The 26,394-nt window shown below is 52.3% G+C and carries 22 protein-coding genes and 1 riboswitch; of the genes, 16 read left to right on the forward strand and 6 right to left on the reverse strand.

Features of this window, described 5'->3' with window-relative positions; all coding sequences use genetic code 11:
- The first annotated feature begins 14 nt into the window (after positions 1 to 14).
- From J4E05_RS17540 to J4E05_RS17560, 5 genes are all read left to right on the forward strand, one after another.
- Positions 15 to 1,112 carry an amino acid ABC transporter permease gene (locus J4E05_RS17540; protein ID WP_349598203.1) on the forward strand — a complete coding sequence of 366 codons (1,098 nt, stop codon included), beginning with the start codon at positions 15 to 17 and terminating at the stop codon, positions 1,110 to 1,112.
- Between the two features lie 4 nt (positions 1,113 to 1,116).
- A complete protein-coding gene (locus J4E05_RS17545; protein WP_349598205.1) occupies positions 1,117 to 2,184 on the forward strand; it encodes an amino acid ABC transporter permease in 1,068 nt (355 codons plus the stop codon).
- Positions 2,181 to 2,918, forward strand: a complete 738-nt coding sequence (locus J4E05_RS17550) for an amino acid ABC transporter ATP-binding protein (protein WP_085591004.1) — start codon at positions 2,181 to 2,183, stop codon at positions 2,916 to 2,918. Before J4E05_RS17545 ends, J4E05_RS17550 begins: the two co-directional genes overlap by 4 nt.
- A gap of 232 nt (positions 2,919 to 3,150) precedes the next feature.
- Positions 3,151 to 3,374, forward strand: a riboswitch (cobalamin riboswitch).
- Positions 3,375 to 3,480: 106 nt separating this feature from the next.
- Entirely contained in the window at positions 3,481 to 5,823 is a 2,343-nt protein-coding gene (metE, locus tag J4E05_RS17555) for a 5-methyltetrahydropteroyltriglutamate--homocysteine S-methyltransferase (protein ID WP_349598209.1), read from the forward strand.
- Positions 5,820 to 6,620, forward strand: coding sequence for an acyl-CoA thioesterase (locus tag J4E05_RS17560; protein WP_349598212.1), 801 nt, complete (start codon positions 5,820 to 5,822; stop codon positions 6,618 to 6,620). Before metE ends, J4E05_RS17560 begins: the two co-directional genes overlap by 4 nt.
- Positions 6,621 to 6,795: 175 nt before the next feature.
- Here the strand turns inward: J4E05_RS17560 and J4E05_RS17565 are convergent, their stop codons facing one another.
- From J4E05_RS17565 to nirB, 3 genes are read right to left on the reverse strand one after another with little or no spacing between them, the layout of a single operon-like run.
- Complete coding sequence (locus J4E05_RS17565) at positions 6,796 to 9,516, reverse strand: molybdopterin-dependent oxidoreductase (protein ID WP_349598215.1); 2,721 nt, start codon at positions 9,514 to 9,516, stop codon at positions 6,796 to 6,798.
- Entirely contained in the window at positions 9,506 to 9,856 is a 351-nt protein-coding gene (nirD, locus tag J4E05_RS17570) for a nitrite reductase small subunit NirD (RefSeq protein WP_349598218.1), read from the reverse strand. Before nirD ends, J4E05_RS17565 begins: the two co-directional genes overlap by 11 nt.
- 5 nt (positions 9,857 to 9,861) lie before the next feature.
- Entirely contained in the window at positions 9,862 to 12,330 is a 2,469-nt protein-coding gene (gene nirB, locus J4E05_RS17575) for a nitrite reductase large subunit NirB (RefSeq protein ID WP_349598221.1), read from the reverse strand.
- Between nirB and J4E05_RS17580 the strand changes: the two genes are divergently transcribed.
- From J4E05_RS17580 to J4E05_RS17595, 4 genes are all read left to right on the forward strand, one after another.
- Complete coding sequence (locus J4E05_RS17580; RefSeq protein WP_349598223.1) at positions 12,331 to 12,732, forward strand: hypothetical protein; 402 nt, start codon at positions 12,331 to 12,333, stop codon at positions 12,730 to 12,732.
- Positions 12,733 to 13,020: 288 nt separating this feature from the next.
- Entirely contained in the window at positions 13,021 to 14,412 is a 1,392-nt protein-coding gene (locus J4E05_RS17585) for an MFS transporter (RefSeq protein ID WP_349598225.1), read from the forward strand.
- 138 nt (positions 14,413 to 14,550) lie between these two features.
- Complete coding sequence (locus J4E05_RS17590; protein ID WP_349598228.1) at positions 14,551 to 15,138, forward strand: ANTAR domain-containing response regulator; 588 nt, start codon at positions 14,551 to 14,553, stop codon at positions 15,136 to 15,138.
- Between the two features lie 3 nt (positions 15,139 to 15,141).
- Positions 15,142 to 16,320: a CmpA/NrtA family ABC transporter substrate-binding protein gene (locus tag J4E05_RS17595; protein WP_349598231.1), complete on the forward strand. Its 1,179-nt coding sequence runs from the start codon at positions 15,142 to 15,144 to the stop codon at positions 16,318 to 16,320.
- Between the two features lie 48 nt (positions 16,321 to 16,368).
- On the opposite strand, the gene J4E05_RS17600 is transcribed toward J4E05_RS17595, so the two are convergent.
- Positions 16,369 to 17,673 carry an L-fuconate dehydratase gene (locus tag J4E05_RS17600; protein WP_349598234.1) on the reverse strand — a complete coding sequence of 435 codons (1,305 nt, stop codon included), beginning with the start codon at positions 17,671 to 17,673 and terminating at the stop codon, positions 16,369 to 16,371.
- 117 nt (positions 17,674 to 17,790) lie between these two features.
- Between J4E05_RS17600 and J4E05_RS17605 the strand changes: the two genes are divergently transcribed.
- The 6 genes from J4E05_RS17605 (at position 17,791) to J4E05_RS17630 (ending at position 22,793) form a co-directional block, all read left to right on the forward strand.
- Positions 17,791 to 18,570 (forward strand): IclR family transcriptional regulator, encoded by a 780-nt coding sequence (locus J4E05_RS17605; RefSeq protein ID WP_085591024.1) that lies wholly within the window; start codon positions 17,791 to 17,793, stop codon positions 18,568 to 18,570.
- Positions 18,571 to 18,717: 147 nt separating this feature from the next.
- Positions 18,718 to 19,773, forward strand: coding sequence for an aldo/keto reductase (locus tag J4E05_RS17610; protein ID WP_349598237.1), 1,056 nt, complete (start codon positions 18,718 to 18,720; stop codon positions 19,771 to 19,773).
- Positions 19,773 to 20,633, forward strand: coding sequence for an amidohydrolase family protein (locus tag J4E05_RS17615; protein WP_349598240.1), 861 nt, complete (start codon positions 19,773 to 19,775; stop codon positions 20,631 to 20,633). Before J4E05_RS17610 ends, J4E05_RS17615 begins: the two co-directional genes overlap by 1 nt.
- A gap of 137 nt (positions 20,634 to 20,770) precedes the next feature.
- Positions 20,771 to 21,094, forward strand: a complete 324-nt coding sequence (locus J4E05_RS17620; RefSeq protein ID WP_349598243.1) for an L-rhamnose mutarotase — start codon at positions 20,771 to 20,773, stop codon at positions 21,092 to 21,094.
- A 65-nt stretch (positions 21,095 to 21,159) separates the two neighbouring features.
- Entirely contained in the window at positions 21,160 to 21,894 is a 735-nt protein-coding gene (locus tag J4E05_RS17625; RefSeq protein WP_349598246.1) for an SDR family oxidoreductase, read from the forward strand.
- A 56-nt stretch (positions 21,895 to 21,950) separates the two neighbouring features.
- Positions 21,951 to 22,793 (forward strand): fumarylacetoacetate hydrolase family protein, encoded by an 843-nt coding sequence (locus tag J4E05_RS17630; protein ID WP_349598249.1) that lies wholly within the window; start codon positions 21,951 to 21,953, stop codon positions 22,791 to 22,793.
- Between the two features lie 72 nt (positions 22,794 to 22,865).
- Here the strand turns inward: J4E05_RS17630 and J4E05_RS17635 are convergent, their stop codons facing one another.
- Positions 22,866 to 23,255: a cupin domain-containing protein gene (locus J4E05_RS17635; protein ID WP_349598252.1), complete on the reverse strand. Its 390-nt coding sequence runs from the start codon at positions 23,253 to 23,255 to the stop codon at positions 22,866 to 22,868.
- A 191-nt stretch (positions 23,256 to 23,446) separates the two neighbouring features.
- On the opposite strand from J4E05_RS17635, the gene J4E05_RS17640 reads away from it, so the two are divergent.
- Complete coding sequence (locus J4E05_RS17640) at positions 23,447 to 24,925, forward strand: caspase family protein (RefSeq protein WP_349598255.1); 1,479 nt, start codon at positions 23,447 to 23,449, stop codon at positions 24,923 to 24,925.
- A 26-nt stretch (positions 24,926 to 24,951) separates the two neighbouring features.
- Here J4E05_RS17640 and J4E05_RS17645 read toward each other — a convergent pair whose 3' ends face one another.
- Positions 24,952 to 26,388, reverse strand: a complete 1,437-nt coding sequence (locus tag J4E05_RS17645) for an efflux transporter outer membrane subunit (protein WP_349598258.1) — start codon at positions 26,386 to 26,388, stop codon at positions 24,952 to 24,954.
- Positions 26,389 to 26,394 lie beyond the last annotated feature (6 nt).

Below are 26,394 nucleotides of genomic sequence, written 5' to 3' on the forward strand. Positions count from 1 at the left end.
TCCGGAGCTGGATCATGCAGATCGCCCTTTTGGGTGGTCTGCTGGGGCTCCTGTACTGGGTGGCCGGAAATGCAGTTAGCAACCTGGCCGAGCGTGGCATTCGTACCGGATTTGATTTTTTGTTTCATCCGGCGCGGTTTCCTATTTCCGAAAGTATTGTCCATTACACCCCGTCGGACAGCTTTCTTTGGGCTTTTGTCGTCGGCGTGGCCAATACGCTTTGGCTTTCGGTTATTGCTGTTGTCCTGGCAACGATTGGCGGTCTTTTTCTGGCATTGGCGCAACTCTCAAAGCACCCTTTGCTGTCACGTCTGGCCGTCGGGTATGTCACGCTATTTCGCAATATTCCGCTTATTGTGCAGTTATTGTTCTTTTACGGGTTGGTAACTTCGTCGTTACCTGCACCGCGCGATGCGTTTCAGCCGGTGTCGGGGGTGTTTTTATCCTTGCGCGGGGTTTATGCGCCAACCCTTGTCATGGGGCCAGGCGGCGGCTGGGTGATCGCGGCTTCGATCCTATTGCTGATAGCGGTCATCCGGGTTGGGCATCGCCGGTTTCGCCATATCGGGTTGCTGCGGCGGTTACCTGCATATGCGGCTATATGGTTTTTGGGTAGCATTGTTATCTGGTGGTTGGCGGATGTGCCGCTTGGTCTTGAAAGTCCCGTGTTGCATGGGCTGAATTTTCGAGGTGGCATGTATTTGTCACCGGAATTTGCGGCAATCACCATCGGCCTGGCGCTGTACACAACGGCATTTACCGGCGAAATCATTCGCGGCGGGATCGAGGCGGTTGACAAAGGGCAATGGGAAGGGGGCCGGGCACTGGGCCTTCGCGACCGACAAATTATGTTTCGCATTGTTCTGCCGCAGGCTCTGCGCATCATCGTTCCACCAATGACATCCCAATATCTTTCAACGGTGAAAAACACCACGTTGGCGGTGGCAGTGGGCTATCCGGAACTGGGACTGGTTGTAAATACCGTTATCAATCAGACGGGGCAGGCACTGGAAAGCATTATGGTCATGCTGGGTGTATTTTTGACGGTTTCGCTGACCGTTTCGCTGATTATGAACCGGTTTAATGCCAAAATTGCGTTGGTGGAGCGTTAAGGACATGGCACATCCAAATATACCAGCTAACCGGCCTGCCATTCATCGCCTGTTCACTCTGTTATTTGGCGACTGGCTATCGGTTTTGTTAACGGTGCTGTCGCTAGGCATCGTGATTGGTCTTGTTCCGGCGTTTAACTGGGCGGTACTTGATGCGCACTGGACGGTTGCATCGCCTGGCGAATGTCGGGCAGGTGGTGCCTGCTGGGCGTTTATTTCGGCAAAGCTGAATTTCATTTTGTTCGGCTTGTATCCACCAGAAGAACAATGGCGGGCCATTATTGTGGTGATCGTGATTGTGATGCTGGTCTTGGCAACCCTTTCACCAAAGATGTGGGGTGGGCGGTTACTGGTGCTGTGGGCAGCAGGCATTGCCGTGATGCTGGTGCTAATGAATGGTGGCATTCTGGGCCTTGCCTATGTGCCGACATCCAAATGGGGAGGGCTGCCTGTTACGCTTTTGCTGGCGGTATTGTCGCTGGGGCTGGCATTTCCTTTTGCCATTGTTTTGGCATTGGGGCGGCGCGGGTCTTTGCCCGTTATGCGTAATGTGTCGATTTTCATTATTGAAATCGTGCGAGGGCTGCCGCTGGTGGGGCTATTGTTTGTGGCGGCTATTCTGCTGCCGCTGTTTCTGCCGCCCGATTGGACGATCGATAAACTGGGGCGAACCCTTGCGGCCTTAACGGTTTTTGCTGCGGCTTACCTTGCCGAGGTCATTCGTGGTGGTTTGCAAGGTTTGCCATCTGGCCAAATCGAGGCATCACAGGCCCTTGGCATTCCTTACTGGAGAATGGTCTGGCATATCGTTTTGCCACAGGCGATCCAGAAGGTTATTCCACCTTTGACCAATACGGCCATCGTGATGGTTAAAAATACGGCACTGGTTTTGATCGTTGGCGTGTTCGACATGTTAAGTGCGGCGCGCAGTGCTGCAACTGATCCGGCGTGGCCGGGGCCATCGACAGAAGCCTATCTGTTTGTGGCCGGTATCTATTTTGTCATTTGTTATGGCATTGCCGCATATTCCCGCCATCTTGAAGCCGGCATAAATTCAAGGAATCATTCATGACCTATGCCATCGATGTTCAGGGCCTGAACAAATATTACGGGGCCTTTCATGCATTGCGCGATGTTGATTTTTGCGTTTCCGAACGCGAACGGGTGGTAATTTGTGGCCCTTCAGGGTCGGGAAAATCCACATTGATCCGCTGTTTGAACAAACTTGAATCCCATGATTCCGGCCATGTTGTCATTCGTGGTATTGAACTGGGCGATAATTTGCGGGATCTGGATGAAATCCGCCGTGAAGCAGGCATGGTGTTTCAGCATTTCAACTTGTTTCCGCATCTGACCGTGCTTGAAAACTGTGCCTTGCCGCAAATTCTGTCGCGCAAAACCAGTCGCAAGGAAGCCGAGGAACGCGCGCGGGACTATCTTGACCGTGTGCAAATTCTGGGGCAGGCGGCCAAATTCCCCGGTCAGCTATCGGGCGGGCAGCAGCAGCGCGCTGCTATTGCCCGTGCCTTGTGCATGAAACCGAAAATCATGCTGTTTGACGAGCCGACATCGGCCCTTGATCCTGAAATGATTGGCGAAGTACTTGATACCATGGTGGCCCTGGCCGAGGGCGGTATGACGATGGTGGTTGTTACCCACGAAATGGGTTTTGCCCGCCGGGTTGCTGACCGGGTTGTTTATATGGAGGCCGGTGAAATTGTTGAAACGGCCACGCCTGATGCCTTTTTTGACAATCCGCAGGACGAACGGAGCCAACGGTTCCTTTCGCGATTGGTAAAAGCGTAATCAGGGCAGGCCGATAACCGAATAGCAGGTCGTGGTGACCCCGGTATTTTCGGACGTTAAAGATATCGTGAATACGGAAGCGAGCCTGATTTTCGGTGCCCTGATATAAAAATGTACCGTCAAATACGGTGAAAGAAGACGGTGTCACATGTTCGGTTTGTGGCACCGTTTTTCTTTTTAATAAGACATAAAGAAATCTTTATGTCTGTGTTGACAGTTGTGGCGTTTAGAGGCACTGTAGCCGTGTCGATGGTTCTTTCGTTTGATTGTCAGGCGGAAGCTAAGAGGGAATTCGGTGCGCCGTTTGAAGAAACGGCAATGCCGAAGCTGCCCCCGCAACTGTAAGCGGCGAGCTTTTATCCATGCATGGCCACTGAGACGTTCAGGCGTTTCGGGAAGGCCGGATAAAAGCCGTGACCCGTGAGCCAGGAGACCTGCCGCGACTTCATGTTACGTCCTCGGGCGGGGTGCCCCGGTGGAGTATTGTACTCTTGCCGGTGTTTTTCCGGTCAGGGGTGCGTGCTTTTGCCTGGCCTTTGCCCCCATTTATTGGGGTAAGTCTATGTCGAAGAATTTTTCCATTCCTGTTTCAACTCTGGGAACACCCCGGATCGGCCCACGGCGCGAATTGAAATTCGCATTGGAGGATTACTGGTCCGGCATGTCCGATCTTGCCACTTTGCAGGAAAAGGCATCGGCCTTGCGGTGTGCCAACTGGGCACGGCAAAAAAGCCTTGGTGTTGATCATGTGCCCAGCAACGATTTTTCCCTGTATGACCATGTGCTTGATCTTTGTGTCATGGTTGGTGCAATTCCCGATGTCTATGACTGGCAGGGCGGGTTGATTCAACCCGACACCTATTTTGCCATGGCACGGGGAGATACACAGGAAGAAAGTTGCTGTGGTAAAACGGCCTATAAAGGCATTCCAGCCCTTGAAATGACCAAATGGTTTGACACCAATTATCATTATATGGTGCCGGAACTGTCCCCTGAACAGCATTTCACCCTGGCCTCGACCAAAGCGGTTGACGAATTTCGCGAGGCAAAAGCACTTGGTTTTAAAACCCGCCCGGTTTTGTTGGGGCCGGTTACGTTTCTGAAACTGGCAAAATCCACGGTCCGGGGGTTTGACCCGCTGTCCTTGCTGGACCGGTTGTTGCCCGTATATGCGGAAGTGCTTTGCCAGCTTAGAGATAGTGGTGCTGACTGGGTCCAAATTGATGAACCCTGCCTGGTCCTTGACCTTGATGACGCCGAGCGTTCGGCTTTTAAAAAGGCGTACGAGGTACTGGGCAAGGCCGTTCCAAAATTGAAACTGATGCTGGCGACGTATTTTGGTAAACTGGGAGAAAACTTACCGACAGTGTTGTCATTGCCGGTGGCCGGGTTGCATGTCGATTTGGTCAGGGCACCCGAGCAGCTTGATGCCGTGATTAACGGTGCTGCGCCAAACCAGGTTATTTCGCTTGGCGTAATTGACGGGCGCAATATCTGGCGGGCCGATCTTCAGGCAATTTATGACTGGATTGCCCCGGCCATTGCGGCGCGTGGCAATGACCTGTTTGAACTGGCACCTTCATGCTCGCTTTTGCATGTGCCGATTGATCTGGAGCAGGAAAGCGATCTGGACGCGGACCTTAAAAGCTGGCTTTCATTCGCGGTTCAAAAAATACAGGAACTTAAAACCCTTTCACGGGCTTTTGGTGAAGGCGTAGGGGCGGTCGCATCGCTATTTCGCGAGGCATCGGCTGCACTTGCCACACGTCGCACGTCAGCGAAAGTTCATGATCGTCTGGTGACGGAACGTGTTTTGGGTATTTCTGCGGGTATGGATAATCGCAACAGCCCGTTTGATGTGCGTCGTCGTTTGCAAACCGTCAAACTGGGGCTGCCTGCTTTTCCAACCACAACCATCGGGTCCTTTCCGCAAACAACAGATGTGCGCAAATCCCGTGCGGCCTTTGCCAGGGGCAACATGGAACCCGATGCCTATGATGCCTTTATTCGTGAAGAAACCAGTGCCGCCATTCGCTGGCAGGAAGAAATTGGCATCGATGTGCTGGTCCATGGCGAGTTCGAGCGCAACGACATGGTACAGTATTTTGGCGAAAAACTGGCGGGATATGCCTTTACCAAACATGGCTGGGTACAAAGTTACGGGTCGCGATATGTTCGACCCCCCATCATTTATGGCGATGTATCGCGTCCCGATGCCATGACAGTTAAATGGTCGCATTATGCCCAGTCGTTAACTGACAGGCCGGTTAAGGGGATGCTGACCGGGCCTGTCACCATGATGCAATGGTCGTTTGTGCGAAATGATTTACCGCGCCGCGATGTCTGCGCCCAGATCGCACTGGCCCTGCGCGACGAGGTTACTGACCTTGAAGCAGCCGGTATCGGCCTGATCCAGATAGATGAACCCGCCTTGCGCGAAGGATTGCCGCTGCGTAAGGCGGACTGGAAAACCTATCTGGACTGGGCGGTTGAATGTTTTCGATTGTCGGCATCGGGCGTGCGTGATGAAACCCAGATCCACACTCACATGTGCTATTCCGAATTTAATGACATCATAGAAGCAATTGGTGCGATGGATGCGGATGTTATTTCGATTGAAACATCGCGTTCAAAAATGGAACTGCTGGATGCCTTTGTCGATTATGCCTATCCCAATGACATTGGCCCGGGGGTCTATGATATTCATTCGCGGCGTGTGCCAACCATTGATGAAATGGTTGATTTGCTGGTGGCAGCAACCCGGCAACTGTCGGCAAGCCAGATTTGGGTCAACCCGGATTGCGGCCTTAAAACCCGTAGATGGGATGAAGTGCGCCCGGCCCTTGTAAATATGGTCGAAGCAGCACGGTTATTGCGTCAGAACCTTGTGAAGGCCGCACAATGAGCCCGGATCACCCGGTGTTTTCCGGGCCAACCCGGATGGTTGATATCGTGTTTCCGGGTGCTGCAAATCATCATGGCACGTTGTTTGGGAGTGTTGGCCTTTCCTTTATGGACAAGGTTGCCTTTATTGCGGCGTCGCGCCACGGGCATGTCGATTTTGTCACGGCATCGTGTGACCGCATTGATTTTAATGCACCGGCGCAAATCGGGGACATTGTTGAACTGACGGGGTCTGTGGTTCGGGTCGGGTGTCGGTCATTGTCGGTAGAGGTCGAAATGATCGCTGAAAACCCGCTAAGCGGCGCGCGCAACCATTGTTGCCGTGGTGGATTTAACATGGTGGCGATTGGGGCCGAACTTGGGGCGTGGGGCGGCAAATTGCCGCCCTTGCCAGATAATGCCGGGGTAACCGGGGCCGACGAAATACCGATACATCCGGCGATGGTCGAAATTGTTTTTCCCGAAAAAACCAGCCATTACGGCAGTTTATATGGGGGCAATGCACTTGCGGCCATGGGAAAAGCTGCCTTTGTTGCTGCATCCCGCCAGTGTCGGCAAACAGTGGTGATGGCGGGGGCAAAGCGGGTTGATTTCACCAGTCATATTCACAGCGGTGAAGTTGCCATTACCGTGCCGCGGGTGATTGACGTTGGGCAAAGCTCGATCCGGGTTGAGGTCCAGCTATGGGCCGAAAATTTACATGCAGATCAAAGGCGGCAATGTGGTGTTGGCGAGTTTGTGATGGTGGCCATTGATCACGATCATCGCCCGATACCGTTTCATAACCGCGCAGCATAACAATCGCCCTTTTATTGGGAAAGGAGGGCTGGCGTTCATCATGCGCCAGCCATTTTCCGATTGTTAAAATCACGGGTATTTCCGGCTAAAAAATGACCAATAGGCGATTGCCGGGAAAGCTGTTTGTGTTGGCCGAGACCAAATAACCCTTGGGTAAGGTGTTACATGGCAGGCGTTATTCTGCGGCGCGGGGCAGTGTGTTGTTCACAAGCTCGCTGATTTCGGGAAGGCAGGACCCGCAACCGGTTCCCGCCTGAAGCAAACGGCCAATATCGGCGGGTGTCATTGCATTTTGGGTGTGAATGGCACGCGTGATTGCCGTTAGCCCGACCGAAAAGCACGAACAGATTAAACGGTCGTTGACTGCCGTAGCGTCGGGCATGCGCCCGGCTAACAAAGCATTGCGTTCAGGTGTGCTGATCGCGGCATTACCAAGAAGGGTCGATATCCAGTCCCGGCCCAGGGCGGGTCGTTTCGGACCAACAAAAAGTGCGCCGGTAATGCATTCGCCCTGAAGGCGGGCGTAACGATGAACGCCCTTTTTGCCATCGCTATATTCAATGATTTGTTCAGCGGTGTTATCCGGCCCGATATTGGCCGCAGCGGGCAACATTGATTTAAACAGGCAGGGTTTGTCGCTGGCAATTTCATAAATCATGCAACCCGGGCCACTTGCAGCGACCCAGTAAGGCAGGTGGGACAGGTCTGCCGGGGCGTTTGAAAACAGCAACCCCTGCCATAGTGCTGTGAACGGTGTGATAGAAACCGGAATATATTTGGTTTCCGGCTGGCCGGAATAGGGGTCAACATTGGCCGTGGCCAGCCGACCAATGCCACCGGCAGAAGAATAGACATCGTTCCAGTGCATCGGCATAAAAACCTCGCCCGGCATTTGGGCATTGCTTATTGAAACCCGCATCAAAGCGGTGCCTTGCAGGCTTTTGATCCGGGCCAATCCGCCATCACATAGTCCGTATCGCCTGGCGTCGACAGGATTGACCTCAAGCAGCGGTTCGGGACGGTGGGCTGATAACCGTGCTGCCGTTCCGGTGCGGGTCATGGTGTGCCATTGGTCGCGATAACGGCCGCTATTGCCAATCAGCGGGAAATCGGCGCTTGTTTGGGACGGGGGCAATTTATGCTGAACGGCCAGCATTCTGGCACGACCATTCGACGTTGTGAAAATACCGTTGCCATAAAGGCGGTGGGCACCATCCTTTGGTTGATGTTTGCGCGAGGCAGGCCATTGAAACGGCTCCATTGCGTCATAGGCCGATTTTTTTGTTTTGCGCCAAATGCCAATGTCAAAGGCTCGTACGCCATCGTTTTCAAATTCCGATAATGCCGCATGTTCTGCAAAAATTTCGGCCGTGTCGCGATATTTGAATGCCTTGCCATATCCCATTGCAGTGGCAACCTGGCTTATAATCCACCAATCGGGTTTGGCGTCGCCCTGTTGGTCGCGAAATGGGCGCTGGCGCGATATCCGGCGTTCCGAATTGGTAACCGTGCCCGATTTTTCGCCCCAGCCCGCCGCCGGAAGTTTAATATGGGCATAACGTAATGTGTCGGTGTCGTTGACCGTGTCTGAAACAATCACAAGCGGGCACCGTGATAAAGCAAGCCTTACACGGCTGGCGTCGGGCAGGCTGACTGCCGGGTTGGTCGCCATAATCCAAACTGCCCTGATCTCGCCGGTTTCAATGGCACGAAACATGTCAACGGCTTTATACCCTTCACCGGCTTCCAAGATGTCGGATTTCCAAAACCGTTTCACCTGGTTAACATCGTTTACATTGTTCGGGTCCATATGGGCGGCAAGCTGGTTGGCAAGGCCGCCAACTTCGCGGCCCCCCATGGCATTGGGCTGGCCGGTTACAGAAAACGGACTTGCCCCAGGTTTGCCAACCCGCCCGGTCGCCAAATGGGTGTTTATAATCGCATTAACCTTGTCCGACCCGCTACTGGACTGGTTTACGCCCTGCGAAAACACCGTAACCGTGCGCTCAAACTTGGCAAACCACTGAAAAAATGTTTCCAGTTTGGTCAGTCCCGATGCCGTTTGATCGGTTTTTACCGGGTCATCAAGCCCACATTTTTTGGCGGTGCTGGCAATATCGGGGCAATCGGCACGGGCGGCGGCAATGGCGTCTTCATATCCGCTAACATGCCGTGAAAGATAGGTCGGGTTGCACTGTCCGTTTTGCTCAAGCCATGCAAGCAACCCGTTAAACAGGGCCACGTCACTGCCCGGTTTGATCGACAGGTGTAAATCGGCGATATCGCAACTGGCTGTTTTGCGCGGGTCGATTACGACAATTCTGGTGCCGCGTTTTTCTTTTGCGGCGCGTAAACGCTGGTTTAGAACCGGGTGACACCAGGCAAGATTTGACCCGGTAAGTATAACCAGATCGGCAATTTCCAAATCTTCATAACATCCGGGGACGACATCGGCCCCAAAAGCACGTTTATGGCCAACCACGGTTGATGCCATGCATAACCGTGAATTTGTATCGATATGCGGGGATCCTATGAAACCCTTGATCAGTTTGTTGGCGACATAATAATCCTCGGTCAGTAATTGACCGGAAACATAAAACGCCACCGATTTCGGGCCATGCTGGTCAATCGTCTGGCGCAGCCTTCTTGCGGTTTCGTTGGTTGCGGTTTTCCAGTCGGCAATTTTTCCATCGATTTCCGGGCTTAATAATCGAAAATCACGTTTTGTTTCGGCCGTAACAGTATCAATCAGGGCTGCCCCCTTCGAACAGATCCGGCCCCGGTTGGCCGGGTGGTCAGGGTCGCCCCCAACCGCCCAGCCGTCCCGGGTGGGGGAGACGATTAACCCGCAGCCAACGCCGCAATAGGGGCAAGTGGTTTTAACCTCACCCTGCATGGCGCAATCCCGTTTGTTGTGCGTTCAGGCCGATATGGACGGTATCATTTACAACACGCACGTCCACCCTGGCTGCGCAGCCATCGTCTGTGCCTTGCGCTTCGCCGGTTTCCAGCGAAAAAACCATATTATGTAGCGGGCAGGTGACAAAGCGACCATGGACAATGCCCTGTGCCAATGGGCCGTCCTTATGCGGGCAGCGGTCCAGCAGGGCGTAAATCTGATCATCAAGGGTGCGAAAAATTGCGATGCGGTCTATTTCGGTTTGAAATGTGCGTGCGCCTTGCTGCGGAATATTGGAAAGGGGGCCGACATTTACCCAGGTCACGATATCTGACATTGCCGTTACTCCGCTGCGATCAGGGACAGGGATTTAAATTCATGGGAATCAACGCCCTGGCTGGCGCGTTCTGCCCATGGGTCAATTTGTGCGGTTTTCTGGCTTTCAAGGAACCGGGCAAACAGGGCAACACGGTTTTGGGTGTTATCGACAACCCGCTCCTGAACATGTTTCAGGCCGACCCGTTCTATCCATGGTGCCGTGCGTTCCAGATACCGGGCTTCTTCGCGATAAAGCTGAATAAAGGCGCCGCAATATTCCTTAACCTCGTCGCTGGTTGTGACTTTGCATAAAAGTTCGGTTGCGCGGACATGAATGCCGCCATTGCCGCCAACATGCAAATCCCACCCGCCATCGGTAGCAACCACGCCAAAATCCTTGATTGTGGCTTCGGCGCAATTGCGCGGACAACCTGAAACCGCCATTTTGAATTTATGGGGCATCCACGATCCCCAGGTCATTTGTTCCAGTTCGACGGCCATGCTCATGGACATTTGCGTGCCAAAACGGCACCATTCCTGCCCAACGCAGCTTTTTACCGTTCGCAGCGATTTACCATAAGCATGGCCCGATACCATGCCTGCTGCGTTCAGGTCCGCCCATACGGCAGGCAGATCTTCTTTTTTTACGCCCAAAAGGTCGATGCGCTGCCCGCCGGTTACTTTAACGGTGGGAATGCTGAATTTGTCGGCGACATCGGCAATGGCGCGTAATTCGCGCGGGTTGGTTAGGCCACCCCACATGCGTGGTACCACCGAATACGTACCATCTTTTTGAATGTTGGCATGGACGCGTTCGTTAATAAATCGCGATGCCCCGTGGTCAACATATTCGCCGGGCCATGCGGCAAGCAGATAATAATTCAGGGCCGGGCGACATATATGGCACCCGTCTGACGACTTCCATTCCAGTTCCTGCATTACGGCGGGCATGGATTTAAGGGTTTTTGCAATAATTAACCGACGAACGCTGTCATGATCATGGTCAGTGCAGGTGCAGACCGGTTTGACTGCAGAAGCCTGGTAATCGCCGCCCAATGTTGCGGCTAGCAGGTTTTCCACCAAACCGCTGCATGAGCCACAGGACGCGGAGGCTTTGGTATGGCCTTTAACCTCGTCAAGGGATGTTAGGCCCTTTTCCGTAATTGCCGAAACAATGGTTCCCTTGCAAATGCCGTTGCAACCGCAAATTTCTGCATCATCTGGCAGGGCGGCAACGGCATCAAAAGGGTTTGCAGTGGCCCCTGTTGCAAAGGCCTGACCAAAAGCAAGAGTATCGCGCAACTCGGTAACATCCTGCCTGTCTTTCATTAGTTGAAAATACCAGGCACCGTCGGACGTATCGCCGTACAGAACGGCACCTTTTATCCGCCCGTCTTCCAGAACAATGCGCTTGTAAACGCCCCGTCCGGCATCGCGAAACACGATTTCCTCAGTTTCGCCGCCACCGGAAAAATCGCCCGCCGAGAAAACATCAACGCCGGTGACTTTTAATTTGGTCGAGGTGACAGAACCGGCATAGCCGCCGGTTTCGATTTCGGTTAAATGATCAGCACAGGATTTTGCCATTTCAAATAATGGTGCAACCAGGCCATAACATTGGCCGCGGTGTTGTACGCATTCGCCAACGGCAAAAATATCCGGATCGCTGGTGGTCATCACATCGTCAACAACGATGCCGCGTTCGACTGCTATTCCCGCGTCTGCGGCAAGGCGCCCGTTGGGGCGAATGCCAACAGCCATGACCACCAGGTCAGCCGGGATCATATGTCCGTTTTTCAAACGAACACCTGTGACGTTATCTGTGCCAATAATTTCGGCAGTGTTGGCTTCGGTGATAACTTCGATGCCCCGGCGGCCCAGTTCCTGCGCCAAAAGATATCCGGCGGAAGGATCCAACTGGCGTTCCATAACGTGGTTAGCCAAATGTAAGACCGTCACCGACATGCCGCGTGCTTGCAGACCGGAAGCAGCCTCCAACCCTAAAAGTCCCCCGCCGATGACAACGGCCGGTCCGCCCTTTTGGGCAGCCTTCAGCATGATATCGACGTCATCAACGTCGCGAAATGTGACAACTCCCGGCAGTGTGTGCCCGGGTACCGGGATTATGATCGGGTCAGATCCGGTTGCCAGCAAAAGCTGGTCATAGGCAGTTTTTGATCCGCTTTTTGAAATGACAATTTTACGATCCCGGTCGATTTCAACCACAGGGTCGCCCGATAACAGGTGAATATTATTTTCCTGATACCAGGACATTGTGTTGATAACGATGTCGTCGAATTGTTTTTCGCCCGACAGAAGTGGCGAAAGCATGATGCGATTATAGTTAACACGGGGTTCGGCCCCGAAAACGGTGATGTCGTATTTATCCGGCGCACGGGCAAGAATTTCTTCAACAGTGCGCATACCGGCCATTCCATTGCCGATAACGACAAGACGGGTCTTCTTTAAAAGTGCAGCAGGGACGTGGTTCATTTGTCTCTGGCTCCTGGTCGCGGGAAGCGAATTGGCAAAAAAAAACGCCCGATGCGCTTTGCCTGTAAAAAAGGCAATGTCGCAACGGACGTCGTTATCCGGAGAACCCGTCATTGGATTCAATATAAGGGTCTGGCATTTTGGCCAGGGCAGCAGGCAGCTTTGCCCGCGCACTCATCCTTTTCTATACAAGTTGCGTGCCAGAATGCCGATTTTGATGAAATTTCTAATAAGTGCATGATGCAAAAAGAAACTTTGTCAATTCGAAATAGACCTCAACCTGAGGCAAAACTCATTAATGATGATAAAATAAACAGCAATGCGCTTATGTGTATAAAAAATACGCAAAATTACAGGCGCGTGGAGTGGATTGATGAAGGAACCGGAGCCTGTTGCATGTGAATCACTATTTTTTTCAAATGCTTAGTCAAAAAATACTGCAATGCGAAAAAATTGGCGCGCAGTTTGCAGCGCTGTCATTCGTGAGGCGCTTGGATGAAAGCAGACCCAATGACGGGTATCTCACAGTTCTTCGTCCAATGGCGGGCGATCAGACGTTTGGTTTTGGCGCGCAACGATGTCGCTGCCCTGACCGAAACGAATGACGGGCCGCCAGCGAACTCCATTTGGTGAAGCATGCGGCCCTTGGGGAAATAACCGTCGGTCATGCAATCGGCAACCTGATTGCATATGACCCGAACGAAGGGCTTCATTGTGATGGAAATCAAGAACAAAGCTCCGCGTATTAATTTGTTCAGCCTTAAAACGGTGCAGATGCGGACCTTTCATCTTACCTGGCTTGCATTTTTCCTGTGTTTTTTTGGCTGGTTTGGCATTGCCCCGCTGATGCCACTTGTGCGTGATGACCTGGGCCTGACCAAGGGGCAGATCGGAAACACCATTATTGCATCGGTCGCCATTACGGTTTTGGTACGACTGCTGATTGGTCCGCTTTGCGACAAAATCGGTCCGCGCAAAACCTATACTGCCTTGCTGGTGATCGGTTCCTTGCCGGTTATGCTGATCGGGCTTGCAGATAGCTACGAAACGTTCCTTCTTGCCCGTCTTGCCATTGGTTCGATCGGGGCATCGTTTGTGATTACGCAATATCATACATCAACCATGTTCGCGCCTAACATCGTGGGCACCGCAAATGCCACCACGGCCGGCTGGGGTAATTTGGGTGGAGGTATCACGCAAATGGTGATGCCGTTAATTTTGGCGATGGTGCTTGGCTTTGGTGTGTCTGAAACCATGGGCTGGCGCCTGGCAATGGTGTTCCCCGGTGCCATCATGCTGGTTGTTGCGGCACTGTACTGGTTTTTTACCACCGACGCGCCGGGTGGCAATTACGCCGATATGCGCAAAAATGGCACATTGTCAGCCGAAGACGACCATTCGGGTGCGATCAAAGGGATGTTGGCCGCAATCAGCGACTTTCGCGTCTGGGCGTTGTTTTTGGTGTATGGCGCATGTTTTGGTGTCGAACTGACCATCAACAATATCGCGGCGATTTATTTCTTTGACCGGTTCGAGCTTAGCTTGCAAACAGCCGGGCTGATCGCCGGTTTGTTTGGCCTGATGAACATCTTTGCCCGCACCCTTGGTGGCATGTTTTCCGATAAATTTGCCGCAGCAAACGGCCTTTCCGGCCGGGTACGGTTTTTGTTTTTGGCCCTGTTTATCGAAGGTATCGCACTGGTCGCATTTTCAATGATGGACGCACTGGTTATTGCGGTATCGATGATGGTGGTGTTTTCGTTGTTCGTGCAAATGTCGGAAGGTGCAACCTTCGGAATTGTCCCCTTTATTAACCGCAAGGCACTGGGGTCTGTCGCGGGTATTGTCGGGGCCGGGGGTAATGCCGGTGCCGTTGCCGCAGGGTTTTTGTTTAAATCGGAATCGCTGACCTATCAACAGGGTCTGATGTATTTGGGCATTGCCGTCATTGTCTGTTCCTTTGCTGCCCTTTCGGTGCGTTTTTCGGAAAAAACCGTGGCTGAGGAAAAAGAACGCTTTGAAAAAGCCGTTCAGGAACGTGATGGTGTGCCTTCGTCTGCACAGGCCGTTCCGGCAGAATAGAAAATTGAATGCCGGAATGCGGCCAGCGTCGCATTCCGGTTCTGCCGATAGCCCGGGTTGTTTTTCCGGTCAAGACAAGGCAGGCAAGGGTTGATTGGGGAGAATGATTGTGGTCGTCAGGGATTTGGGTTGCATTAAATGAACCTAGCAGACTTTAGTATTCTGGTGATTGATGAAAACCCGGACCGCGCCGCCATTGTCGAGCGCGGCCTTGTTGAAAGCGGCTATACCCGTGTAAGCCGTATTGGCACGTCGTTTAATCTGGTGGAACGCATTCAGGCTTTGGCGCCTGATATCATTATCATTGACCTTGAAAATCCCGATCGCGATACGCTTGAACAAATGTTTCAGGTGTCGCGGGCAATTTCGCGGCCGATTGCGATGTTTGTGGATCAAAGTGATTCCAGCATGATCCGTGAATCTGTCGAAGCCGGGGTAAGTGCTTATGTTGTTGACGGTTTAAGGCAAGACCGTATCCGGCCAATTGTTGAAATGGCAATTTCACGATTTAATGCCTTTCATCAATTGCGCCGCGAACGCGACGAGGCGATGGCGAAGCTAAGCGAACGCAAGCTGATCGATCGGGCAAAAGGATTGCTGATGCAGGAAAAAGGCCTGACCGAGGAGGCGGCATATAACCTGCTGCGTAAAAACGCCATGAAACAGAACCGCAAGATTTATGAAATTGCGCAAAGCGTGATTACTGCTTTTCAGTTGGAGTTCTAATTCATGTCTCTTATGCAGGTTCGCCTTGGTTTCGTGCCGTTAATTGATTGTGCCTTGCCCGTTGTTGCCCGGGCCAAAGGTTTTGCGGAAGATGAAAATATAGACCTTGTTCTGGTGCGCGAGATGTCGTGGGCGGCCATGCGCGACAAGTTGTCTTACGGGCTTTTTGATGCGGCACATTTGTTGGCAGGTATTCCCCTTGCTGCGCGCCTTGGTCTTGGCGGGATGCCATCGCAAAATCTGGTTGTGCCAATGGCGCTTGGTCGCGGCGGGAATGCGATTACGGTTTCCACCCGGCTTTATCAGCGCATGCTGGAAGCAGACCCGGCAGCGATGCGCGGGCCACGTGGGCTGTCTGCACGCGCCCTTAAAAAAGTAATTGACGGTGACCGGGCGGCTGGTCGGCCGGTTTTGTCCTTTGCAACGGTTTTTCCGTTCTCCAGCCATAATTATGAATTGCGTTACTGGATGGCCGCCGCCGGGATTGACCCGGATAATGACGTTAATATTGGCGTTATTGCCCCGCCCCGCATGTTCGACAGTTTACGCAATGGCTGGGTTGATGGTTATTGTGTGGGGGAACCCTGGAACCAGCGTGCCGTATTTCACGGTGATGGCGTTATTGTTGCCTTAAAGGACGATATATGGGCGCGCAGCCCGGAAAAGGTGCTGGGTGTTCGTGAAGACTGGGCGCAGGCCAATGCCGAAACGCTGGACGCGCTGGTTCGTGCCCTGGTGCGTGCTGCCGAATGGGCCGATCAGGCGGAAAACCGGACTGAATTGGCGCAGTTGCTGTCAGAAGAGCATTATGTAGGGGCGTCGTTCGATATTTTACGGGCATCCTTGCAGGGACGCCCGGTGTTAAAACCCGGCGATGATCCGGTTGATGCACCGGATCGCCATGTTTTTTATCGCTATACCGCCACCTTCCCGTGGTTGTCGCAGGGTGTTTGGGTGGGGCGGCAAATGCAGCGCTGGGGGCAGGTTGGTCGCCAGGTTAATTTCAACGATGTTGTTCGCGATGTTTATCGCCCCGATATATACCGCCGCGCCGTCGCCAGCCTGGATGTCGCCTTACCCGCCGAAGACTGGCGGGTAGAAGGGCTTGCTAATGCCGGGGATCGTGCTTTGGTTGGGCCCGACAGCTTTCTGGATGGCACCCTTTTTGACATGCGCGGATGATGCATTCACGGCAATGAAAGCCCGGTTGGCCGATCGTGGCTTGCGGATTTATGGCGCTTCCTGCCACACAATGCCGGTCGGGAAGGTGTGATCAACAATGCTTTGCGGTTTCATGGTGATCGAGAAACCGGGGACCGTCGGGGCGATATAGCGACCATTGCGGATGATGCAGGGCGTTTCGAAATGTTCATGCAAATGGTCAACATATTCCAGAACCCGATCCTCGAGCGAGGCCGAAACGCAGATATAATCGATCATGGAGAGATGCTGGACATATTCACACAGGCCAACCCCACCGGCATGCGGGCAGACGGGCTTGTTGAATTTTTTGGCCATCAGCAAAATCGCCATGATTTCGTTAACACCGCCCACACGGCAACTGTCAATTTGCACCACATCGATGGCATCGGCCTGCAGGAACTGCTTGAAGATAATGCGATTCTGGCAATGTTCGCCAGTGGCAACGCGGATGGGCGAAATGCCTTCACGGATTTGTTTGTGACCCAGGATATCATCTGGGCTGGTGGGTTCTTCAATAAACCAGGGGTCAAATTCGGCCAGTTGCTTCATCCATGAAATGGCCTGGTCAACTTCCCAGTTCTGATTGGCATCGACCATCAATTTGCGGTCCGGGCCAATCACATCACGCGCAATGGCAAGACGGCGGCGGTCATCTTCCACATCAAGCCCGACTTTCAGCTTGATATGGGTCCAGCCGGCATCAATGGCTTCCTGGCAAAGACGGCGCAGTTTTTCATCGCTATAGCCCAGCCAGCCTGCCGATGTGGTATAGGCCGGGTAACCCTGATGGCGCATTTCATCAATGCGGGCCTGTTTGCCCGGCTCGGCCGCACGCAGAATTTCAAGGGCTTCATCGCGGGTTAATGCATTGGTCAGATAGCGAAAATCAACGCATTCAACAAATTGTTCCGGGGTCATTTCTGCGACAAGCTGCCAGACGGGTTTGCCCGCGGCCTTGCCCCACATATCCCAGATCGCATTAACAACGGCCCCTGTTGCCAGATGCATGACGCCCTTGTCCGGGCCGAGCCAGCGCAACTGGCTGTCGCCGGTTAAATCGCGCCAGGTCTGGCCCATATTTTTGGTAAGGTCGTTTAGCGATTTGCCCACCAGCAGGTGCGACATAGCATTGATGGCGGCAACACAGACATCATTGCCCCGGCCGATGGTAAAGGTCAGGCCGTGGCCGGAAAGACCGGAATGATCGGTTTCAATAATGACATAGGCAGCGGAATAATCCGGGTCCTTGTTCATGGCATCCGACCCGTCGAGCTGACGTGACGTCGGAAACCGTATGTCGATTGCCTTGATCCCTGTAATGACCGGATTCATGCCCTGCTGCCTCGTTATTTTATAAATGGAACACTGTTTTAAATATGGTGTATTTTCGTGCTTGGCAAGTCCCGGTTTTTACGAAAAGCTGCGGCAGTTGAGGAACAAGGGTAAAATATGTCCGACGATACCAAACGCATATACAAGGCTCCGGCCCTGGAAAAGGGGTTGGAGATTTTGGAAATTCTGGCCGCAGAACGTCGTCCGATGAGCATGGGCGCAATTGCAAGTGCGCTTGGCCGCTCCAAAAGCGAGATTTTCCGTATGCTTTCGGTGCTGGAGCAAAAAGGCTATCTGGAGCGCAAGGACGGGTCGGAACTTTTTCATATTACCAACCATCTATTCGAGCTTGGCATGCAGGTGTCGCCGGTTTCAACCTTGTTGGAAGCCGCTTTGCCCCAAATGCGCAGGCTGGCGGCGCGGGTGGGGCAATCGTGTCATTTGGCGGTGCCGTCGCGCGACCAGATGGTGGTTATTGCCCGGGTGGAAAGCCCGGAGGCGATTGGCTTTTCGGTACGTGTTGGTTATCGGCGCAGTTTGGCGGATTCCGGATCGGGCAAGGTATTGCTGGCATGGATGTCACCCGAACGTCGCGCACCATTGATGGAATATTTTGGCGAACGCCTGGGCGCGTCCTTTAACGCGGAAATTTGGGAAGATGAGCTAAAAGCCATACGGACGCGCGGCTATGTCGAGGTGCAAAGTACTGCCACCGTTGGTATTGTTGATGTTGGCGCACCTGTTTTGCAAGGTGAAGGTGGGGATCTGTTGGCCAGCCTGACCATCCCCTATCTGGGTGGTCCTGGTACCCCGTACAAGGTGGCCGATACCGTACCCTTTATTCTGGAAACAGCACAGGAAATTACCCGGCTAACCGGATCGCACGGCGGCTTGTAAGGCATTTTGAATACCTCACTTGCCGGGCACCGGTTTGAGGTTTGGCCTCAAATGTTCTTTTTGTCGTAAAATACAATTGAAATGATAATTTAAATATGAAACGATCCTGGCCTGTCGCGAAAATGCGAGCATGGGAGGATTAAATTTATGGCCCGTCAGAAGCGCCAAATTGGTAATACCGGTTTAGATGTCAGCGTCCTTGGGTTTGGCGGCGCGCCGCTGGGAAACATGTATCGTCCGCTTGATGATGATCAGGCGCGCGAAACCTTGCAGGTCGCCTGGGATTGCGGATTTCGCTATTTTGATACTGCCCCGCGCTATGGTTATGGCCTGAGCGAACGGCGCACCGGTGACTTTTTGCGCGCGCAAAGTGAACCCTATATTCTGTCGACCAAGGTTGGCCGCCTTTTGCAGCGCATTGAGGGCGACATTCCCCAGGACCGCCCGTTTGTCGATGCACTGCCTTTTGTTGAGGTTTACGATTACAGCTATGACGCGGTGATGCGATCGGTCGAGGATAGCTGGCAGCGTTTGGGGCTGCGTCGTATTGATATTGCCTATATCCACGATATTGGCAGCCTGACCCACGGCAAGGATGCCCACCCGCGCCTGATGCGCGACGCGATGGAGGGGGGCGCACGGGCGCTGGACGAGCTTAAAAAGGCCGGGTTGATTGGCGCGTATGGCCTTGGCGTGAATGAATGGGAAGTCTGCCTTGAAGCCCTGAAATCCACCGATATGGATGTGTTTTTGTTGGCCGGGCGTTATACGCTTTTGGAACAGGAAGCACAGGAGACTTTCCTGCCGGAATGTTTGCGGCGTAATGCCTCGGTTGTTGTTGGCGGGGCGTTTAATTCAGGTATTTTGGTGACAGGCCCTAAGCCGGGGGCGAAATATGATTATGAAGATGCCCCGCAGCATATTCTGGATCGGGCGCAAAAAATTGAACAGATTTGCAACGACCATAATGTGCCGCTGCCTGCTGCTGCCATTCAGTTTCCGCTAACGCATCCTGCTGTTGTGTCGGTTATTCCCGGTGCCAGTTCGCCGCGCCATGTGAAGCAGGCGGTCGAATGGGCAGAATTGCAAATTCCGTCCGCATTATGGAATGATTTACGTGATCAGGGCCTGTTGCGGGCCGATGTGCCAGTACCGGGCGAAGATTTACTGACAGGCGGTGCCGCCCCCGGAGGCATTGCGTAATGGCAAATAATATTGCCCTGATCGATGCTCACCAGCATTTCTGGCAAATTGATCGCGGGGATTATGGCTGGTTAACACCGGATGTAACAGCCCTGTATCGCGATTTTCTGCCCGACGATCTTGAGCCGATCCTGACCGGGCAAAACATTGCCAAAACCGTATTGGTACAGGCCGCGCCCAGTGTGGCTGAAACCGATTTCATGCTGTCGCTGGCAAGCACGCACGATTTTATAGCCGGGGTGGTTGGCTGGGTTGATTTTGAAGACCCGAACGCCGCCGTTGCCGATATTGCCCGCTGGGCCAAACATGACAAATTTGTCGCTGTGCGGCCAATGATACAGGATATCGAAGACCCGGCATGGATGCTGCGTGCTGAATTTGCCCCGGTATTTGAAGCCCTGATGGCGCGCAACCTGGCATTTGATGCCCTGGTGCATCCGCGCCATTTGGGCAATTTGCAAATTTTGGCCCGGCGTTATGCCAGCCTGCGCATCGTTATTGACCATGCCGCCAAACCCAAAATCCGCAATGGCATTCATGGCCCGGATGCCTATGTGGAATGGGCGCGGATGATGGGGGAATTTGCCCCGTTAAAAAACGTATATTGCAAGGTTTCCGGCCTTCTGACCGAAGCACGCGAGGGGGCCGGCCTGCATGATCTGAAACCGTATCTGGACCATTTGCCGCGTGTTTTTGGCGCAGACCGCTTGATGTGGGGCAGCGACTGGCCGGTGCTGGGGCTGGCGGCGGATTATGCCGACTGGGTGAAAATGACCCGCGAGTGGCTGGGGTCCTTTGCGCCGAGTGAGGCAGAAAAGATTGCCGCAAAAACCGCAGCGCATTTTTATCAATTACAATAATTGCCGGATTACAAAGCTCCCTCCCGGTGGCGCGCCACACCCTTAGCCACCGGGGTTTTGGGCGGTTGGTCCACAATCAACCGCCCTTTTTTCTTTTAACTGTCGTGTTTTCATACCCGTTAGTAAATGAGGCCGTAATGAAACGTGTTGGCATGGTCATTCATGTGAAGCCGGAAAAACTGGCAGAATATAAAAAGCTCCATGCGGAGCCGTGGCCTGGTGTGCTGGAAACGTTGCACAACCATCACGTGCATAATTACGTGATCTATCAGCACGCTGATTTGCTGTTTGGTCATATGGAATATGACGGTGACGATTTTAAAGCCGACATGGCCGACATTGCCAAAGACCCGGTAACACAGGATTGGTGGAAACTGACCGACCCGTGCCAGTCGCCGCTTGTGACCCGCAAGGAAGGCGAATGGTGGGCGGAAATGGAAGAAGTTTTTTATATGGCCTGACGGTGCGGCGTAACACCGCCCGTTAAATAAGCAAACAAAAATGACCACACACGCAGGAGAGCGAAATGGCAGGAAGACTGGCAGGGAAAACCGCCGTAGTAACCGCCGCAGGGCAGGGCATTGGCCGCGCAACAGCAGAAATGTTTGTCGCCGAAGGGGCAAAGGTGATTGCCACCGATATTAACGAAGATGCGCTGGCGACCCTGTCGGGCATGGAAACCCGCAAACTGGATGTAACCGATGGTGCCGCCATTGCTGCCTTTGGCAAGGAAACCGGGGCGGTGGATATTTTGTTTAACTGTGCCGGGTTTGTGCATCATGGCAGCATCCTTGACTGCGACGAAGATGCCTATGATTTCAGCTTTAATCTGAATGTGCGCTCGCAATATCGCATGATGCGCGCCTTTTTACCGGCCATGCTGGAAAATGGCGGCGGGTCTATTGTTAATATGTCGTCGGTGGCATCCTCGGTTAAGGGGGTTCCGGTGCGCTTTATTTACGGGGCTACCAAGGCGGCGGTTATTGGCATGACCAAATCGGTTGCGGCTGATTTTGTTGGCATGGGCATTCGCTGTAACGCCATTTGCCCCGGCACAGTCGAAAGCCCGTCGCTGGAACAGCGTATGTCGTCGCAGGGCGGCGATTTTGCCGAAGTCCGCAAGGCATTTGTCGCCCGCCAGCCGATTGGCCGCATTGGCCAGCCCGGCGAAATTGCCGCTCTTGCCACTTATCTGGCCTCAGACGAAGCAAGCTATACCACTGGCACCATTCATGTGATTGACGGTGGCTGGGTAAACTGATCCATTCGGGTCTCTCCGGTTTTAAACTCACAAAAAACCAAAAGGACAAATGTTCAATGAAACTGTTACGTTACGGGCTGGTTGGCGCTGAAAAACCCGGTCTTCTCGACGCCAATGGCACCATTCGCGATCTTTCCGGCGTGATTGCCGATCTTGATCCTTCGACCATCTCGCAGGAAACGTTCGATAAAATCGCCGCCATCGATGCGGTAACCCTGCCGGAAGTCTCTGGCGATCCGCGTATTGGTGCCTGTGTTGGCCGCCCTGGCAAATTCATTTGCATCGGTCTTAACTATTCCGACCATGCCGCTGAAACCGGCATGGCCGTCCCGCCCGAACCGGTGATCTTCTTTAAGGCGACCTCGGCTGTATGCGGCCCGTATGATAATGTCGAAATCCCGCGCGGCTCGGAAAAATCCGACTGGGAAGTTGAACTGGGCGTTATCATTGGCAAAGAAGCCAAATATGTCGATGAAGCCAACGCGATGGACCATGTTGCAGGGTATTGCGTGGTCAATGACCTGTCAGAACGCGCATTCCAGATCGAACGTTCCGGCCAGTGGGTTAAGGGCAAAAGTGCTGATACCTTCGGCCCGGTCGGCCCCTACCTCGTCACCCGTGACGAAGTAAAAGACCCCCAAAACCTGCCGATGTGGCTGACCGTAAACGGCCATAAATACCAGAATGGCAGCACCACAACCATGGTTTATGGCGTGCAGTTCCTGATCCACTATCTGTCACAATTCATGAGCCTGCAACCGGGCGACATCATCTCGACCGGCACCCCTCCGGGCGTTGGCATGGGCCAGAACCCGCAGGTTTACCTTAAGGCTGGTGATGTGATGGAACTCGGCATTGAAGGCCTGGGCAGCCAGAAACAGACAACCGTGCAGGCTTAATCGTCCACACGCTGTTTAACGACCCGTATTTTAGAAAGTCGCCATCTGTTTAAATACAGATGGCGGCTTTTTCTATTCCGGCGGCAGATCGAAACTGTTGGGCAGCGACACCCAGATCACGGTCTGCGCCTCTGGCGAATGGCGCGAGAGATGGCCTTTGCCATGGGTATCTTCCACCAGTACAAAGCTGCCTGCCGCCACATGGCGCACATCACCATCACTTGTTTCGTAATCAACGGCTCCATCCAGCCGCACCGTTAAAACAGGCTCCGGCACCGTATGCCACGCAACCTCCCGCATCCCGGCCGGAATATGCGTGATGCGAACCCGCGACGCGGGATAACTCGCCGTCACATCAAATGGCACGGCCTCTGGATGCACCGTGCGCTTCGTCGTCGGTAAATCGACTTCATCAAAGTGTGATTCCCCGTCCGGGCTGGCGTAGATGCGTAGGCATTTCATGGTGGTGGGTTCCTAGTTGTGAAAGATGATGAAATATTACGATGATTAAGGTAGGCTTTATAGAGGCGATAACGTCGGTAGTGTTAGAATTAGAATGGAGAAATATCTCCGTATTATTATGAAGTTTATATATTTTTTCTTAGTTTGTGTGATCTGATTGTTGTCAGTCAATTTTTGGGGTTCGGTGAGTTATGGGGAAAAAATTAGCAATTTTGATCAGCGTGTCAGATTATAAAAATGAAATAGATCTTCCTCCTTGCAGCAAGGATTTTGATTTAATTTCGCAAATTATTTCTGTCGTAGGCACGTATGATGATGTGCTGAATTTGGGAGGAAGTCCAGAATCTAAAGAGGGGAAAAGTGAGATAGCTAACTTTATTAGAAAATATCAAGGTTCTGAAGTTGACGAGATATTTTTATATTACACAGGTCACGGGACGAGATCTGATAACGATTTTTTATACCTGTTCTCTGACTTTGATGGGGCGAAAAAAGAACAAACGTCGCTAGGAAATAGAGAGTTTGACATAATGTTAAAGTCTCTTCAGCCTAAATTGGTGGTTAAATTTATTGATGCCTGTCAGGCAGGAACTGAATATATAAAATCTAATGTTAATTTTGAGTCAATTTTAAGGAAGTCGTCGGAAAAGAATTTTGATAAGATATACTTTTTTTTCTCATCTTCAAATACTGAATCATCGGTTGCATTGTCAGATTACAGCGTTTTTACGAAAAGTTTCGCACGGTCTTTTTTGCATTTTGAAGGCCAAGATATTCGATATCGTGACATTATGGCTTACATTGCTGATGATCAGGATGTTAAGAAACATCAGACTCCTCTATTTATTCAGCAAGCCAGTAATGTCGAAATTTTTTGCGAAGTCTCAAAAAAATTATCTGCTGTAATTTGTGAGAGATTGATTGAAAATGAATTCCAAGATGTTGACCGGAAAACAAATGAATTTGAAAATTCAGGCGTGCCCCAGGAATCGGTTGATTTGATTGATTTAATAAAAAAGGAAAGTGAAAAATTTTGTAATGAGGTGGAGGCAAAAGAATCGCTTGAGATTCTTTTCAAAGCAATCTTAAACTATAAATGGGGATTTTTGGTTTCCCAGCTGTATGATTGCAATATTGTCCCGTGTGGTGTCATTCCGAGTTTTGGGTCTATTGCGGCAATTGCGAAATGGTTGGATAAAAATCAATCTGATTACTTTATTAATTTAACCTATAAAGACGAAGAATATATGGCGAAAGAGAAGGTTGAAATTGAAGTTCCTTCTTTTTTGTATACAATTAATCCCTTTGGGGGAGGTAAGAGAATTGAATATCAAGATGTTCCGAGATATCGTAGCGTCATATCTGGTTACGATATAAATATTTCTGTGGAAAATAAGTTTTTCGACATTCAACTGACGCCAAAAGAAAGAGTTTTACCATATGTAAAAATATTTTTTGCGTTTGCCTTTTCTAAATCTCGACTGTCAATATTTTATAAAAAAGAGATTGAAAAAGAATTAAACTGGAATGATCGAAAGCTAGTAGAGGAGAGTGAGTGGAAAATTAATCACTGTAATCTGAAAAGCCATATGTTAATTCAAGAGATGGTTCAAGGCGCTTTTGAAAAGTTAGAAGAAGAAATCTCAGAGTTGATTAGATCTGTGATCTAAGTTCTAAGTTATTTTTGCGGTTTTATTTAGGGGGATGGCTCGGGCGAATTGATATCCCCACCCAACGCCTGATACAGCGTGACCAAATTTAGAATCTGGTTGAGCTGGTTTTGCAGGAGGGATTCTTCTGCGGTGCGGCGTTTTTCCTGGGCGTCGAGCCAATCCTGTATGGAGACGGCTCCGGCGCGAAAGCGGGTTTCGTAGATGCGTTCGGCGTTGCGTGCGTTATCAAGGGCGGCGCGCAGATTTTTGGCCTGTTCCAGATAATGATCGCGGGCGGATAAGGCAGTTTCAACGTCGCTAAACGCCTGATACAGGGTTTGGCGATAGGTCGCGATATCCTGTTCGTATTGGGCTTGCGATACCTTGATATTTAGTTGGCCTTCGTTCCAGTTCAGGAACGGCAGGGCGAGGCTGGCGCCCAGCGTGCCAATCGGGTTTTGCAAGAAGTTGCGCAACTGGTCGCTGCTGGTACCGAGTTCGCCGGTCAGGTTCAGGGTGGGCAGCAGGCTGGTTTTGGTGGAATTAAGCTGCGATACATCTTCGCGCAGGCGCAATTCGGCGGCTTTGATGTCGGGTCGACGGTCCAGCAAGGTTGCGGGCAGGCCCGAGGCGACAATTGGCAGGCCGCCATCGGGCAGGGTTTTGCGGGCGATTTCCATGTTTTGCGGTGGCTGGTCAAACAGGATCGAAAGCGCGTTTTTATTGGCCTTCAGGCTTTGTGCAATTTGAGTATAATCGGCCTGCTGGCTTTCAAGACTGCGGCGGGATTCATAAAGTTCCAGCGAGCTTGACGCCCCGCTTTCATATTGCACGTTCACCAGTTCCAGCGTTTTGCGCGCATAATCAATACTGGCCTGAGCGATTGCCAGGCGTTGCTGGTCATACACCGTTTGCCAATACAGGTTGGCCGTGGTGCCGGTGAGCGTTAAGGCCGTGCTGGCACGGTCCTTTTCGGTTGCCAGGGCTTCCCATTTTGCGGCGTCATAATCATTGCCAAGTTTCCCCCACAAATCTACCTCGTAGCTGACACCCGTTGTGGTGCCATAGCTGCGCGAGATATTGCCGGTATCGAGGTTGCGCGAGGTGGAGCTGTTGGCCGTGGCGGACAGGTCGGGGAACAGGTCGGTTTTGGCAATGCCCGCTTGTAACTGGGCCTGACGGACCTTGATGGTGGCGGCGGCAAGGTCGTTATTGCGTGCAAGGGCATTGGCGACAAGCTGGTTTAGCGCATCGTCGTTAAAGTTATGCCACCAGTTGGAGGGGGCAAAGGCGGCGTCCTTGCCGGGGATGGTCGCCTTGTTATTGCCGTTCACATCCATGTCGTCGCGGGCATTTGCCGAATACCAGCCATTGGGCACACCAACGTCGGGCCTGGTATAGCTGACTTCTTTCAGGCTGGAGCAGCCCGCAAGGATCAGCAGCGACAGGATGGTTCCGGTCTTGAGGGTGGATTTAAGCATTATCAA

This window comes from Thalassospira sp. NFXS8, from assembly GCF_040148805.1.
Lineage (GTDB): Bacteria > Pseudomonadota > Alphaproteobacteria > Rhodospirillales > Thalassospiraceae > Thalassospira.